This is a genomic window from Rhodococcoides sp. S146-33, assembly GCF_059489205.1.
The window spans coordinates 569,902-584,876 of the sequence record NZ_JCAJWY010000002.1; the positions used below are offsets into that span (position 1 = coordinate 569,902).

At 63.9% G+C, this 14,975-nt stretch carries 9 protein-coding genes; 4 read left to right on the forward strand and 5 right to left on the reverse strand.

Features of this window, described 5'->3' with window-relative positions; genetic code table 11:
• Positions 1-7 precede the first annotated feature (7 nt).
• Together AC5WEY_RS11170 and AC5WEY_RS11175 are read right to left on the reverse strand one after the other, a co-directional pair.
• A complete protein-coding gene (locus AC5WEY_RS11170; protein ID WP_495645949.1) occupies positions 8-2,008 on the reverse strand; it encodes an SDR family oxidoreductase in 2,001 nt (666 codons plus the stop codon).
• A gap of 34 nt (positions 2,009-2,042) precedes the next feature.
• Entirely contained in the window at positions 2,043-4,172 is a 2,130-nt protein-coding gene (locus AC5WEY_RS11175) for an MMPL family transporter (RefSeq protein ID WP_495645950.1), read from the reverse strand.
• Positions 4,173-4,331: 159 nt separating this feature from the next.
• Between AC5WEY_RS11175 and AC5WEY_RS11180 the strand changes: the two genes are divergently transcribed.
• Both AC5WEY_RS11180 and AC5WEY_RS11185 read left to right on the forward strand, forming a co-directional pair.
• Positions 4,332-7,607: an error-prone DNA polymerase gene (locus AC5WEY_RS11180; protein WP_495645951.1), complete on the forward strand. Its 3,276-nt coding sequence runs from the start codon at positions 4,332-4,334 to the stop codon at positions 7,605-7,607.
• A gap of 33 nt (positions 7,608-7,640) precedes the next feature.
• On the forward strand, positions 7,641-8,141 hold the full coding sequence (locus tag AC5WEY_RS11185) for a metallophosphoesterase family protein (protein WP_495645952.1): 501 nt from the start codon (positions 7,641-7,643) through the stop codon (positions 8,139-8,141).
• A gap of 15 nt (positions 8,142-8,156) precedes the next feature.
• On the opposite strand, the gene AC5WEY_RS11190 is transcribed toward AC5WEY_RS11185, so the two are convergent.
• The gene (locus tag AC5WEY_RS11190; RefSeq protein WP_495645953.1) at positions 8,157-8,882 is read right to left on the reverse strand and encodes an SDR family NAD(P)-dependent oxidoreductase; all 726 of its coding nucleotides are present in this window, start codon (positions 8,880-8,882) and stop codon (positions 8,157-8,159) included.
• Between the two features lie 73 nt (positions 8,883-8,955).
• On the opposite strand from AC5WEY_RS11190, the gene AC5WEY_RS11195 reads away from it, so the two are divergent.
• Complete coding sequence (locus tag AC5WEY_RS11195; RefSeq protein WP_057475614.1) at positions 8,956-9,795, forward strand: helix-turn-helix transcriptional regulator; 840 nt, start codon at positions 8,956-8,958, stop codon at positions 9,793-9,795.
• A gap of 132 nt (positions 9,796-9,927) precedes the next feature.
• On the forward strand, positions 9,928-10,857 hold the full coding sequence (locus tag AC5WEY_RS11200) for an SDR family oxidoreductase (RefSeq protein WP_495645954.1): 930 nt from the start codon (positions 9,928-9,930) through the stop codon (positions 10,855-10,857).
• Between the two features lie 31 nt (positions 10,858-10,888).
• Here AC5WEY_RS11200 and AC5WEY_RS11205 read toward each other — a convergent pair whose 3' ends face one another.
• On the reverse strand, positions 10,889-11,833 hold the full coding sequence (locus AC5WEY_RS11205) for a HAMP domain-containing protein (protein WP_495645955.1): 945 nt from the start codon (positions 11,831-11,833) through the stop codon (positions 10,889-10,891).
• A 164-nt stretch (positions 11,834-11,997) separates the two neighbouring features.
• Positions 11,998-14,385 carry a DUF222 domain-containing protein gene (locus tag AC5WEY_RS11210; protein ID WP_495645956.1) on the reverse strand — a complete coding sequence of 796 codons (2,388 nt, stop codon included), beginning with the start codon at positions 14,383-14,385 and terminating at the stop codon, positions 11,998-12,000.
• Between the last annotated feature and the right edge of the window lie 590 nt (positions 14,386-14,975).

The following is a 14,975-nucleotide window of genomic DNA, read 5'->3' on the forward strand; positions in this document are numbered from 1 at the left end:
CCACTCCTCACCAACTGGTGCCAGGGACCAATCTGCCGACGCGCCGGATGACCTTGCCGATGCGTGCTGTCGGTGTCTTCGGATCGTAGGGGCGGACTCGGTAAGGTACCTTCCCGTCCTCGACGGGTATCGGTACTTCGCCTTTGGCAGCAGCGGATTCGGCAAATTTTCGGTAGTGCTGATGCATCGTGCGATCTTTGCCCTTGGGGCTGAAGATGGCTCCGTACTGTCCCAGTGTTCCCAACGGTGTATCGATGCGTTTGGGCTTGTCGCTCAGTGCGCGGATCACCATCGCAGCGGCCTTCTCGGGTGAGAACACGGGGCCGACGTTCTTGTCGCCTGTCGGGGTGATCATCGGGGTGTCCACCAGGGGCATGTGGATGGTGGTGTAAGTGATTCCGTCCGAGAGTGTTTCTGCGGCAGCGACATCGGTGAAGCCATCGAGTGCGGCCTTGCTCGCCACATACGCCGAGAAGCGCGGAGGGTGTCCCAGTACTGCGGCACTGGAGATGTTGACTACATGTCCGAACTGGCGTTCGCGCAGGTGCGGTAGCAGCGCCAGCACCAATCGAATCGCTCCGAAGTAGTTGACGGCCATGGTGCGCTCGTAATCGTGCAACCGGTCTGTGGACCTATAGAGCGAGCGGCGGATGGATCGGCCGGCGCTGTTCACCAGCATGTCGACGTGACCGTGTTCGCTCAGAACGGTTTTCACGGTGTGGTCCACCGATTCGGTGTCGGTCACGTCGCACGGGTAACCGTAGGCGGTGCCGCCCGATTCGCGAATATGCTCGACCACTTCGTCGAGCTGATCTTGTCCGCGGGCCAGAAGAATGACCACAGCACCCTTGCGGGCCGCAGCCTCGGCACTGGCTCGGCCGATGCCGGACGACCCGCCGGTGATGATGATGTGACGACCGAACAGTGGTCCCCGCGGGTCGTCCCGGCGGTTGCGCTGAGGATCGAAGTTCTTCTGCCAGTACGTCCATACTCGATCCGCGTAGGTCCGCAGTGGGGGCGAAGTGATCGAGCTGCCGTGCAACGCTTTCTGGGTCGCTGCCGACTCGAACACGGTGGGCAGTGTCAGGTGATCGAGCATGACCGGTGGGACGCCGAGATCGCGGAGGGCGGCGTTGCGTTGCTTTCGTACCGCTCGGGACTTGGGGGAGACGACCGGGGCAACCAATGCTCCGGGGACGTCGAGAACTTTCGCTCGGGATCCGGCCGCCGTCGAGAATGCGGAGTACACCTCGGCCATGGACTGCGGACTCGGGTTCACCAAATGAAAAACACTGTGGGAAGCCGTGTCTCGGTGCACGAGCTCGACGATGGCGTCGGCGACGTAGTCGACCGGTACCAGGTTGGTATTGCCCATCTTCGGCACTGTGATCGGTAGCACGGAGGGCAGCTTGGCCAGTTGTGCAAAGAATGGAAAGAAGTAATACGGCCCGTCGATCTTGTCGATGGCTCCGGTCTCCGAGTGTCCGATGATCGCGGCAGGCCGGTAGACCCGCCAGTCCACGGTGCTGTCGCGGACCAATTTCTCGGACTCGAACTTGGTGCGATGATAGGCCGTCGGAAAACCTTGGCCGAGGTCGAAGTCGTTCTCGGAGAACGTTCCTCGGTAGTCTCCGGCAACTGCGATCGACGAGATGTGGTGCAGGCGGGCACCGGTCCTTTCGGCAAGCGCGATCACCGAGGCGGTACCGGCGACATTGGTCGGTGTCTGCTCGTCGCCTGCGGTCAGGTCGTAGACGGCACCGAGATGGAGGATGTGGTCGATGCCGGACGGCACGTCGGAGATTCCGAGCTGGGGCTCGGTGAGATCACCGATCAACGGACGAATCCGATCGCCGCCGTCGAGCTGCTGCGCGTGTCGCTCGAGGCGAGCCACCGAGGTCGGGCGCACCAGCACGTGGATCACAGCGTTGGCATCACGCTCCAGCAGTCGGGGTAGGACGTTCTTCCCGAGAAACCCGGTACCGCCGGTCACGATGTAGTTCGCCATGCGAGCCGACCTTACTCCGAAGTAAGTTCCTGGGCTAGTGGCCGATACCGGCCTTGTCGTGCACTTTCTTCATCCATGCCGGAGCCCACCAATTGGCCTCACCCATGAGCTTGACCAAGGACGGAACCAGCAGCATACGGATGATGGTGGCGTCGATGATCAGGGCGAGAATGACGCCGAAGCCGAGAAACTTCATGATCGACAGACCCGAGATGGTGAACGCCCCGGTGACCACGATCAGAATCAGCGCTGCTGCGGTGACGATACGTCCGGTGCGCTGAGCGCCGAAGACAACGGCTTCTTCGGTGCTCGCACCCGCCGCGCGAGCTTCGACCATGCGAGACATCAGGAACACTTCGTAGTCGGTCGACAAGCCGAAGATGACTGCGAGGATGAGGACCACGAACGTCGATTCGAGTGGTCCTGGGGTGACGCCGATCAGTCCTGCCCCGTGACCTTCCTGGAACACCCACGTCAGGGCACCGAAGGTTGCGCCCAAGCTCAGGCCTGCCATCAGTACAGCCTTGATCGGCAACACGATCGAGCCGAATGCGAGGAACAGCAGTACCAGCGTCGAGACGACCATGATCGAGATCATCACCGGTAGCCACTTCGCGATGGCCGCGTTTCCGTCGTCGATGTTGGCGCGTCCGCCGCCGACGAGGATCTCGGTACCGTCAGGAGGGGTGATCGAGCGCAGTGCAGACACTGCGTCGGATTGTGATTCGGCCTCGGTCAGTCCGCCGGTCGGTTCGCTGTAGGCCGCCTCGAGGGTCACGAAATCGTCTTTGGAGCCGATGAATTCGGCGCGGGCGATACCGGGCGTGGATTCCACAGCCGAGGTCAGAGCTGCAATGGGTGCGCCCTGAGGCTTCACGCCGTCCAGGCCACGAAGAACGACGGTGGCACCGTCACCGGTCGACTCGAAGTCGGTGCCGAGTGTCTCGAACGCCATGCGCGCAGGGTTGTCTTTCGGCAACGCCGTGTAGTCGACCTCGCCGAGCGAGACCTTGAGGATCGGGGTGGCGATGATCAGCAACCCAGCGACGATGACGGCTGCGACGATCCCTGGATGCTTCATCACACGGGTGACGACACCACCCCAGAACTTGTGTGCCCGTGCATCGCTGCGGTCGGACGCGGTGCGTGACCAGGTCCAGGAATTGATGTGGGTGCCGAGAATTGCGAGCAGTGCCGGAACGACGGTCAGGGACAGGGTTGCGGCGCTCGCCACCGCGGCCATGGCCCCGAAGCCGAGGGATCGGATCACCGCTTGCGGGAAGACGAGCATGCCGGCGAACGCACAGACCAACAGCAGTCCCGAGAAGACGACGGTTTTGCCTGCAGTGGCGACGGTGCGGACGGTCGCCACTGCAGGCGTCGACCCACTGCGTAGTTCTTCGCGGAACCGGCTGACGATGAACAGTCCGTAGTCGATGGCCAGGCCCAGCCCCAACAGTGACGCGACGTTGATCGAGAACGAGCTGACTTCGGTGAACTCGGTGAGGATGCGCAGGATCGCCAGGGAGCTGAGCACGCTCAGGATGCCGACGAACACCGGAACCGCCGCGGCGATCACGCCGCCGAAGATGAAGATCAGCAGCAGCAGTGTGATGGGGACTGCGATGAGCTCCGAGCGGACGAGGTCGCTTTCGAGGGTCTCACTGAGCGACACTCCGACCACGGAGGCTCCGGCGAACTGCGACTCGACGCCGGGTACTTCGAGCTGGGGCGGAAGTTCGCCGAAGGTATTGAACGTGACGCCTGAGTTGGCACCGAGGGACACCGTCACCAGTGCCTTCGTTCGGTCCTTCGAGACCAGGAATTCTTTGCTGACCGGGTCTGCGGTCCAGTACGAATTCACGTTGCCGAGGGTGTATCGACCGGTGAACTCGTCGAGCGTCGCCTGTACTCGGGGTCCGATGTCGTCGATCGTCTCGCCGTCGGGTGCGGTGTAGATCGCCACGATGTCCGGCGTCGGCTGACCGATGCCCTGGACCAGGCGTGCCACCTCCGAGGACTCACTGCCGGCGTCGGCATAGCCGCCCTCGCTCAGTTTCGAGAAGACGCTCAGCCCCAACACCCCGCCGACAGCGACGACGGCAACGACGACTGCCAGCACCCATCGTTTGTGCGATACGACGAACGAGGCCCAACGGGTCACGACGGTGCTCCGGCTCTGTGGAAGGGGTCTGTGGCGACTCGACTGTAGTTGATCGTGTCGGACCCTCGTGCTCTCATTAGAACAAGTGTTCGATGCAGTGATATCGACAAACGGTTGATATCGGCAAACGGCAGTGGCGATGCAGTGAGGGAGGGCTCGATGGGATGGAACGACGGACCACCCACGTGGTCGGAGATGGAACGTGTCCTGTCCGGACGTCCCAAGCCTGCGGCCCAGGGCGATGGCGGCGACAGCCCGGCGTGGTCGCGAAAGCGGGACGTCTACGACCGCACCATCGACAAGCCCGCACTGTCGGTGACGCCGTATGCAGAATTGCATGCGCACTCGGCGTTCAGCTTTCTCGACGGTGCCTCGCAGCCGGAGGAGATGGTCGAAGAAGCGGTACGCCTCGGCCTCGAATCCATCGCCATCACCGATCACGACGGTTTCTACGGAGTCGTTCGCTTCGCCGAGGCGGCCAGAGCCCTCGGCATCGGAACCGTGTTCGGTGCCGAACTATCACTCGACAGCGATCGATCGAGGGCCGGAGCGACCGACCCCGACGGCACTCATCTACTGGTGCTCGCCCGCGGACAAGAGGGGTATCGACGGCTCTCGCGTCGAATCGCGGCCGCGCACCTCGCCGGCGGGGTGAAGGGTAAGCCGCAGTACGACATCGACGAGCTCACCGACGCTGCAGGCGGGCACTGGCAGATTCTCACCGGTTGCAGAAAGGGGCATGTTCGGCAGGCACTCGCGCGCGGTGGTCCGGAGGCAGCCGAGGCCGCGCTGCGCACTCTCGTCGACCGCTTCGGTCCCGACCGCGTCACCGTCGAACTCACCCGGCACGGAATTGCGGACGACGACGAGCGCAACGATGCGCTCGCGACTCTGGCTCGTAAGTACAGCCTTCCGATGATCGCGACCACGGCCGCGCACTACGCGAGTCCGCGCAGTAGGAGATTGGCCATGGCGATGGCCGCGGTACGCGCACGCAGCAGCTTGGACGAGGCCGCCGGTTGGCTGGCGCCGACGGGCGGCGCACATCTTCGGTCCGGGGCGGAGATGGCCGAATTGTTCGCGCACTATCCGGGCGCGGTGCGCGGTGCCGTCGAACTCGGTCGTGAGTGCTCGTTCGATCTGAAACTGATCGCGCCGCGCCTGCCGCCGTTCGAGGTGCCCGACGGATACACCGAGATCAGTTATCTGCGGCGACTCACGTTCGAGGGCGCGGCCCGACGCTATGGCCCGCAATCGGCGAATCCGGCGGCGTACTCCCAGCTCGAATACGAGCTCGACATCATCGAGCGGCTCGAGTTCCCCGGTTATTTCCTGGTGGTCCACGACATCGTCGATTTCTGCAAGACACACGACATCCTCTGTCAGGGAAGAGGTTCGGCGGCGAACTCTGCTGTCTGCTACGCCATCGGTATCACCAACGTCGATCCGGTGGCCAACAAGCTGCTGTTCGAGCGGTTCCTCGCACCCGAACGCGACGGACCACCCGACATCGACATCGACATCGAATCGGATCGCCGCGAGGAGGCGATCCAGCACGTCTACGCCAAGTACGGCCGCACCCATGCCGCTCAGGTGGCGAACGTCATCACCTACCGCGGCAAGTCCTCGGTACGAGACATGGCCCGTGCGCTCGGCTTCTCGCAGGGGCAACAGGACGCGTGGAGCAAGCAGATCACCCGCTGGTCCGGAATCGGTGATCAGGAAGGTGACGGTATTCCCGAGTCCGTCCTCCAACTCGCGCGGCAGATCGAGGGGTTCCCGCGGCACCTCGGCATTCACTCCGGCGGCATGGTGATCTGCGATCGGCCGATCGCAGACGTCTGCCCGGTGGAGTGGGCGACGATGGAGAATCGCAGTGTGCTGCAGTGGGACAAGGACGATTGTGCCGCAGTGGGTTTGGTGAAGTTCGACATGCTCGGGCTCGGCATGCTGTCGGCGCTGCACTACATGATGGACCTGATCGCCGAGCACAAGGGCATCGACATCGACCTCGCCTCGATCGACCTGTCCGAGCCCGAGGTGTACGAGATGCTTCAACGAGCCGATTCGGTGGGCGTGTTCCAGGTCGAGTCACGTGCGCAGATGGCTACTCTGCCGCGGCTCAAGCCGCGTAACTTCTACGATCTGGTGGTCGAGGTCGCCCTGATTCGTCCCGGTCCGATTCAGGGTGGTTCGGTGCATCCGTACATCAAGCGTCGCAACGGACTCGAGCCGGTGATCTTCGAGCACCCGTCGCTCAAGAAGGCGCTCGATCGAACTCTCGGCGTACCACTGTTCCAGGAACAGCTGATGCAGATGGCCATCGATGTCGCCGGTTTCAGTGCCGCCGACGCCGACCAATTGCGTCGCGCCATGGGATCGAAGCGATCACCGGAGAAGATGGAGCTGCTGCGCGGGCGATTCTACGACGGGATGCGCGATCTGCACGGAATCACCGGTGAGGCAGCCGACCGCATCTACGAAAAGCTGTCGGCGTTCGCCAATTTCGGCTTCCCCGAGAGTCATTCGCAGAGCTTCGCCTCGTTGGTCTTCTATTCGTCGTGGTTCAAGTTGCATCATCCAGCTGCTTTCTGCGCAGGCTTGTTGCGTGCCCAGCCGATGGGCTTCTACTCACCTCAATCTTTGGTCGCCGATGCCAGGCGGCACGGGGTGCTGGTGCACGGTGCCGACGTGAACGCCAGTCTCGGCCATGCAAATCTCGAGGGAGACGGCCTCGAGATACGCATGGGTTTGGCCGATGTGAAGTTCATCGGTACCGCACTGGCTCAGAAGATCGTCGATGCGCGAGACTCACAGGGGCAGTACACCTCGTTCCTGGATCTGACGGGTCGCGTCGAACTGTCGGTTGCGCAGGCGGAATCCCTCGCCACGTCCGGCGCCCTGGGGTGTTTTGGAATCACGCGTCGAGAGGCATTGTGGGCTGCCGGCGCGGCGGCGGGGGAGCGCCCAGGCCTGCTCCCCGGCATCGGTGCGTCGACGAAAGCGCCTGCGCTACCGGGTATGACGGACCTCGATCTGGCGTCGGCCGATGTCTGGGCAACCGGGGTCTCGCCCAATTCCTATCCCACCCAGTTCTTTCGAGATCGGCTCGAATCTCTCGGGGTGGTTCCCGCGAATCGGTTGCTGCAGATCCCGGACGGAGACAGAGTCCTCGTCGGCGGTGCGGTGACGCATCGCCAGCGGCCGGCCACGGCGGGAGGTGTCACGTTCATCAACCTCGAGGACGAGACCGGCATGGTCAACGTCGTGTGCTCGGTCGGATTGTGGGCCAAGTACCGCAAGCTGGCGATCACCGCCCCGGCGTTGCTGGTTCGCGGCAAGGTACAGAACGCAGAGGGCGCGGTGACCGTGGTGGCAGACCATCTGCAACTGATGGATCTGCGAGTGGCATCCAGGTCGAGGGACTTTCGCTGACCGGGCCACACCGCTCGCGTGCACAATCGAGTGGTGAAGCTGCTGCTGATTGCCGACACTCATCTCCCCAAGCGTGCTCGCGACCTGCCCGACGAAGTGTGGGCGGCCGTCGACGACGCAGATGTCGTGATTCATGCCGGTGATTGGGTGGACCTCGCATCGTTCGAGGCGCTGTCACAGCGGGCACGTCGTCTGGTCGCGTGCTGGGGAAACAACGACGGCGACGACTTACGGGCTCTGATGCCCGAACGCGCCGACGTCTCGCTCGGCGGGGTTCGCGTCACAGTTGTGCACGAGACCGGTGCCGCGACGGGCCGTGAACGACGCATGGCGGCGACATACCCGGAGACGGACGTTCTTGTGTTCGGGCACAGCCACATACCATGGGACACATTCGCGGACAACGGTTTACGGCTGCTCAACCCAGGATCTCCGACGGACCGGCGTCGACAACCGTTCTGCACATACATGACGGCTGTCGCCGAGAACGGAGAGCTCGACGAAGTCGAACTGCACCGCATCGCACCTCGTTAGTGGCAGCCGAGGCGTTCACATACCGCCGGCCACCCTGATGACGGTTCCGGTGACGTACCGCGCGTCGTCGGAGAGCAACCACGACACCGCACCGGCGATCTCGTCCGGCACACCGGGGCGGCCGAGGGGGATGCTCGACGCCATCTTCCGCGGCCGCTGCCGATCTCGGTGGAAGTCGGTCTCGATGACGCCCGGTGCCACGGCGTTGACGCGGATGTTCTGCGCAGCAACCTCTTTGGACAAACCGACGGTCAACGTGTCCACAGCAGCCTTGGCGGCCGCGTAGTGCACGTACATTCCGGGACTACCGAGGGTGGCGGCAGCGGAGGAGATATTGACTATTGCTCCACCAGATTCGGCCATCGCTTCGATTGCATATTTGCAGCAGGTGAGGACGCCGACCAGATTGACGTCGAGGTCTGCTCTGATGGTCTCGATGTCGTTGTCCGCCAGCATCCCGACGGCGCGTGCCGAACCGGCGTTGTTCACCACACCGGTGACCGAGCCGATCTCCGCGGCCGCTGTGAACAGATCGATCACCGCTTGCTCGTCGGTGGTGTCGGCGCGCACGGCGATCACCGTTCGCCCGGATGCCGACAATTCCGTGGCCAACGCTTCCGCGGCGGCGGCACCGGAGCGGTAACCGATCACCACATGGTGCCCGTCTGCGACCAGTCGTCGGGATATCGCAGCACCGATGCCGCGGCTGCCACCGGTGACGATGGTCAAGGGAGCGCTCATCGTTCGACAATAGCCACCGCGGAGAGGGCACAATTGCAGCAGCAGCGATCGCATTCGACGGAAGGAGGCTGCGGTGATCGATCGGCCGGAGCTGGCCGCTTTTCTACGGCAGCGTCGTGAGTCGTTGCAGCCCGAGGACACCGGCCTTCCGCGTGGGCAGCGCCGGCGAACGCGGGGCCTTCGGCGCGAGGAGGTCGCCGAACTCTGCCACATGTCCACCGACTACTACGCCCGGCTCGAACGTGGGTCCGGTCCTGCTCCGTCGGAGCAGATGATTGCGTCGATCGCGCAGGGTTTGCATCTGTCGCTTGACGAGCGTGATCACGTGTTCCGCCTCGCCGGGCACGCTCCTCCGGCACGCGGAGCGTCGAGCGACCACATCAGCCCCGGATTGCTGCGGATCTTGGACCGACTGAACGACACCCCCGCCGAGATCGTGTCCGAGCTCGGTGAAACTCTGCGCCAGTCGCCGCTGGGCGCTGCATTGACCGGGGATGCGTCGTTGCGAACCGGGCCGAACCGGAGTCTGGGATATCGCTGGTTCACCGACCGAGCTGTCCGACAGACGTACCCACCAGAAGAGCGGGAGGCGCTGTCCAGGGTGTACGCGTCGGGGCTGCGTGAGATCGTCACACTTCGCGGACCTGAGTCGACCGCAGCCCGACTGTCGGCCGAGCTGCAGGAGGTCAGCGAGGAATTCCGAACCCTGTGGGAGAAGCGCGAAGTGGGGGTGCGCCCACCCGAGACCAAACGGTTCCTGCACCCGACGGTAGGCATGCTGCACTTGAACTGCCAGACCCTTCTCGATCCGGAGCAGGCACATCGTCTTCTGGTGTACACGGCGGTCCCCGGTAGCGAGAGCTACGCCAAACTGGAACTGCTCGCGGTGGTGGGAACCCAGGTCCTGACCTGATCCACGGTATCGGTCGTACACGGTGTCGGTCGTATCAGTGGATCGAGAAGTCCTGGATAAGCCCGACACCGCAGTCGAACATGGGACCTGCACGTTCACGCAGAACGATCTCAACCACCCGAGGAGCTTGAAATGGGCCGCATCGCAGATCTATCCATCCCCGACCTCAACGGGAAGCGCGCCGTCGTCACGGGAGCCAGCGACGGGATCGGCACGGTCATCGCGACGCAACTCGCGCGCGCCGGAGCGGAGGTCGTCATGCCGGTGCGCTCTGCCGCCAAAGGGAAGCGCGCAGCCGAGTCCATCCGGGCTGCGGTACCCGGCGCACAGGTAAGCACCCGCGAATTGGACCTGTCGTCACTGGATTCGGTTGCAGCGTTGTCGAGCGAACTCGTCGCCGACGGCCGGCCTATCGACGTGCTCGTCAACAATGCGGGAGTCATGCAGCCACCCGAGCGTCAAGTGACTCAGGACGGATTCGAGCTGCAGTTCGGAACCAACCATCTCGGTCATTTTGCACTCACCCTCGCTCTGCTGCCGCTTCTTCGGGCCGGTGGTGCGCGAGTCACTCATCAGACGAGCATCGCCGCACGATCGGGGACCATCAACTGGGACGACCTGAACTGGGAGCGGTCCTACGCTGTCATGAAGGCATACAGCCAGTCGAAGCTCGCGGTGGCCTTGTTCGCCCGGGAACTCGACTCACGCAGCAGGGCCGGTGGATGGGGGATCACCAGCAACATTGCCCATCCGGGCATTTCACCGACCAATCTACTTGCGGCCCAACCGGGTCTGGGGCGCCCGAAAGACTCCGCAGGACGACGGCTCATCGGTGTATTAGCCCGCGTCGGCATTGCGGGAACAGTGGACAGCGCCGCGCAACCAGGTGTGATCGCGGCGGCAGGTACAGCCTCTCGCGGTGATCAGTTCGTCGGTCCTACCCGGCTGATCGGCGGGCCGCCGGCCGAGGTCGGGTTGTGGAAGCCTTTGCGCAACATGGACGACGCGCGACGACTGTGGGAAGCGTCCGAACAGCTGACCGGAGTGCGATTGACGTCCTGAAGCGATCGATGTCGGCTGCGTCGCACCATCGTCAGTGCGGCGTCGGAGCGGGTTCCCGGGCGTGGTCGACGAGATCGTGCACCAACCCGATGATGACGTCCATCTGGGCAATGACCTCGACCCGTAAGCGATCTTGCTCTTCTTCGGGCATGTTAGGTGCGTCGGGCCTGTCGAGAGACATCAGCAGGTCGATGTTCGTGCGCAGCGCTGTCAGGGGCTCCATGAGACCGGCACCGGCGTCGACGATCAGCCGTCCCTGCCTTGACCGCGACCGAGACAGGGACGCCAACATCTCGTTGAAGCTGTTGGCGAGCGATGCGAGTTCGTCGTCTCCGTTGACGTCGATGGGCTCGAAGTCGCCGGTCCTCGCAACGCGTTCGGTGCCTGCGCGGAGGCGGGTGACGGGTCTGAGGCCGGTGCGGGCAACCGCGGTACCGGCGACGCCGGCAAGCGCGACGAGGAATCCTCCGACGAGGACGAGAGCCAGAGTGAGTTTGGCAAGGAGGCGTGATGCTCCACTGAGCGATTCGGCCACCATGATGGTTTCCCCGGAGGCCGTGCGCTGGGCGGATATGTAATAGCCACGTACTTCGCGCAACGACCGATCCGAGCTGCCGTCTACGACCGACTTCTCGGGGGCATCCAGAACGCCATCGGAGTTCATGAAGGGATCGGCACCGTTCGATGAGGTCATCAATTCCCCGCCGGTCGCGACCAGTGCGACTTTCGCTGTGGAATCTTCGGTCGCAAAACCGAACAGGTAGGGCGAAGCGCCCGACGCTGCACTGGCCATCAGGGCGTCGCTGTTTCGCCCGACGCGGTCGATGACCTGCGAACGAAGGGCCTGTTCCGCGACGAGATAGATCGCCAGAGCACTCACCGCTACGGCGAGCGCCGCCACACTCATCGTCAGCACTCGTATCCGGCCGTGCAACGACAGCGCCCTCGGGCGAGCGGTTGCACGTGAGTAGCTCATCTCTCGAGTATGCAGGTCGACGGATGATGACGATTTCGCAGGCCGCGCAGATCCACCCGGTGTGCGGCCAAGGTCGACATTCGTTCGTGTTCGGCCCTTCCCTCCGCTACCGATACTGCCGAGCACCGGAAGCTGGATCTGATGCCGTTCCAGAGGGTCACTGATCAGAATGGCGGGGCTTCGGTGTCTTCGGCTGTTGGTTCTGCTTCCTGCTCGTGGTTGTCCGGTTGCTGGGGGTAGGCGATGATGCCGGATCGTCTGGGTTTGGTGGGGATGTGTGGGCGCAGGTCGTTGTCGAGGATGGGGACGGCTGTGCCGTTGGCGGGCAGTGTGATTCGGGTGGTCTTCGAGGTGGAGGTCCAGAGGATCGCGCCGCCCGGGAGCATGACGGCGCTCCAGTAGCCGGCGGTTTTGACGGTGTGGTGGAACTCGCAGAGACATTGCAGGTTGTTGACCGTCGTCCAGCCGCCGCCCAGTGGGTCGGCGTGATCGAACGGGATCAAGTGATCGAGTTGGCAGCGGTCTGCTGGACGCTGGCAGCCGGGGAAGCGGCAGTGGCGGTCGCGGAGCCGAACGGCGGCGGTGGTCAGGGCATCGGGTCGGTAGATCAGGGCCCGGTCGGTCAGTGGATCCCGTGCGACGGACGTGCCGAGGGTGGGGTCGGCCGCGATCGCTGCTTCGAGAGCAGCGGCGAGGGAGGCGTTGCCGAGGTAAATACCTGAGGGTGTGCGGGCTGCGGGCGTGTGGCCTACTGCGTGGATCGTCCTGTCGTCGCGCGGGCCTGCGATGGGCATGTCGAGGGCAGAGCTGTGCCGTGTGCCCTTGCCGACGGGTGTGTGGGTACAGAACAGCGCTGCAGCGGAGGCCAGAGATTCCAGGCGATGCGGGTGCCGGTCGTCGCTGGCGGCTGCGGCTGCGGGTGCCGGGTCTGTTCCTGATGCCGGGCCTGTTGGTGGTGCCGGGCCTGTTTCTGGTGCCAGGCCCTCAGCTGGTGTCTGGCCGGAGGCTGCGGGGCCGGATGGTGTTGCAGACGAACGTGATTGCGCACAGCTCGATGCGATATCAGGTGCCGGCGATGCCTGTTCCGGAGACAATCCTGAAGCCGGCGCGGTTTCCGAGGGAACAGCTGCCTCGGGGTCGGTGGCCGACGGTGCGTCCGCCTGCGGGTCGGTCACCGGTGTCCCTGCACGTGTCGCTGCGTTCTTCCGGACAGGCTCGGCGGCATCAGTTTCGGGAATTGCCGACGGATCGGTCGCAGGTACGGGTGTGGACTCGTCGTCCTCCTCGGACCCGGCAGTCTCGTCGACCTCGCCGGTCTTCTCGTTCTCCTCAGGCCCGCCAGTCTCGCCCATCTCGTCTGCCGGCGTCTCTGGTGCCGGAGTGTTTTCCGGCGCACGTTCAGATGCGGGTGCACTGGCCGAAGTCGGTGAGGTCGAGGGACCAGCCTTCGCCTCCGAATCCGTCGCCGACCCGCCTTCCACATCATCAGCAGCATCTGCCGAGTCTGCGTCTGCGTTCACGTCGGTGTCTGCGTGCGTGTCTGTGTCCTCATCCGTCACCGTTCCCGCAGCGGATCCCGCATCGGATCCCGTTGCCGTCCCTGCTTTCTCGCCGCCGCTGCGTCGTTCCCATTCCCCGGTCTCCGGGTTCTGCACCGCCAGGCCGAGCTTCTCCGCGAGAGTGACCGCCTCGGTGAGCAGGACCTGCCATTGACTGTTACGCGCCAACTCTCGTGCGAGATCCGGGTCGATCGAACCGTGACCGGCCAGATACGCAGGGTTCGCAAGCAACCCGATGAGGGTGGCGATGTCGACGGTGACCATCGTCAACGGCACCCGACGATCCGGCAACGCTGCATCTTTTCTCGGGCAGTCCTCGCGTTGGCACAGGCATGCCAGTCGGGGTTCGCCGTGCATCCTCGCCATGAACGCATCACACAACCGGTCCTGCTTGCCGCGAGGATCTTTCGGACAGAGCGTGTCGGCCATCTCCTCGAGCAGCTGCCACGCCGCCGCGGCCTCGGGTGCAGTCAATTCCGCTCGGATCCGCGCCAACTCACCGGCCGGGTTGTAGGAGATGTGCCTGAATCGTTTCGCGAACTCGCGTAGTGCTGCCGCTTCCTCCGGGGCGACTCGCAGCAAGATGTCCCAGATTTCCGTCTCGAGTGGACCGGGCGAATTGCGGCGGGCGGATTCGACGATCTCGTCCTCGACCATGCGCACGATCTCGTCGGAGAGGTTGTCGAGGATCCGGCACACCGTCCGCACTCGCGGAAGATCGATCTCCCCGGCCTCGAATGCTGTCCGTACCAGGGGTAGTCGCGTGTGCAGGGCAACACCGACGGAGATGTACGATTCGGCGACCGTCGCCGAGCAGCCCAACGCGGCCGCCATCTCGGTGCGCCCGTACCGGCTGTAATGCTTGAACTTGGAATCGTGGGTGATCCAGGTCCGATGAACGTCGTAGCAGGCGGCGATCTTGCGGAACGCATGCTGGTTTTCTGCCTGCGCAGCGGCGGTCAACGCCTCCAACGACACGATCGGTACAGCCATCCCCATTCACCCCCCGGTGACCCGAAACAAGAACGCATGTTCGAACAAGATGAACAGTAACCCGGGGCACCGACAGAAACGGATAAAGCCAACGAGGAGTTGATTCGCCCTGTTCAGGGGGATGACCGACGGTGTCGCCTCGCTCGTTCCACCGTTGACCTGTGCTACGCCGCTTCCAATGCCGGACCCAACCCGTCGCCGAGTTCGGTGAGGCGGTCGGAGCTCTCGGCTTCTTCGAGAAGTACTCGAGCGTCGACGACTTACGGCGAAACCTGGCGGCTGCAACGCTGGTGCTGGCGAGATGTTGTCCGTACGTCGCCCGAGTTCGAGGGAGTCGAGAGGCCCATCGGGAAGTCTCCGCAGGAGGCGCGGGTTTCATCGCAGTTCCCAGAGATCGACCACGACCATCGTCGATCGGCGGGGGTGCATTTCCACGGTCGAAAGGTGGTCCCGGTCGGGTGCGAGCCCATTGCCGCCCATAAGCGTGCAGAGAAATGGGCCCTACTCGACTTAATTCGCCACTTCGAGGACGCATTGCCGACTCGAGGAACATGATCGAGGGCACGATCGTCGTCACTCTGCTGGAACGT

Excerpts from the sequence above, each read along its gene's own strand:
- AC5WEY_RS11210 (WP_495645956.1), bottom strand. The coding sequence starts at position 14,385 with ATGGCTGTACCGATCGTGTCGTTGGAGGCGTTGACCGCCGCTGCGCAG.
- AC5WEY_RS11205 (WP_495645955.1), bottom strand. The coding sequence starts at position 11,833 with ATGAGCTACTCACGTGCAACCGCTCGCCCGAGGGCGCTGTCGTTGCAC.
- AC5WEY_RS11180 (WP_495645951.1), top strand. The coding sequence starts at position 4,332 with ATGGGATGGAACGACGGACCACCCACGTGGTCGGAGATGGAACGTGTC.
- AC5WEY_RS11190 (WP_495645953.1), bottom strand. The coding sequence starts at position 8,882 with ATGAGCGCTCCCTTGACCATCGTCACCGGTGGCAGCCGCGGCATCGGT.
- AC5WEY_RS11170 (WP_495645949.1), bottom strand. The coding sequence starts at position 2,008 with ATGGCGAACTACATCGTGACCGGCGGTACCGGGTTTCTCGGGAAGAAC.
- AC5WEY_RS11200 (WP_495645954.1), top strand. The coding sequence starts at position 9,928 with ATGGGCCGCATCGCAGATCTATCCATCCCCGACCTCAACGGGAAGCGC.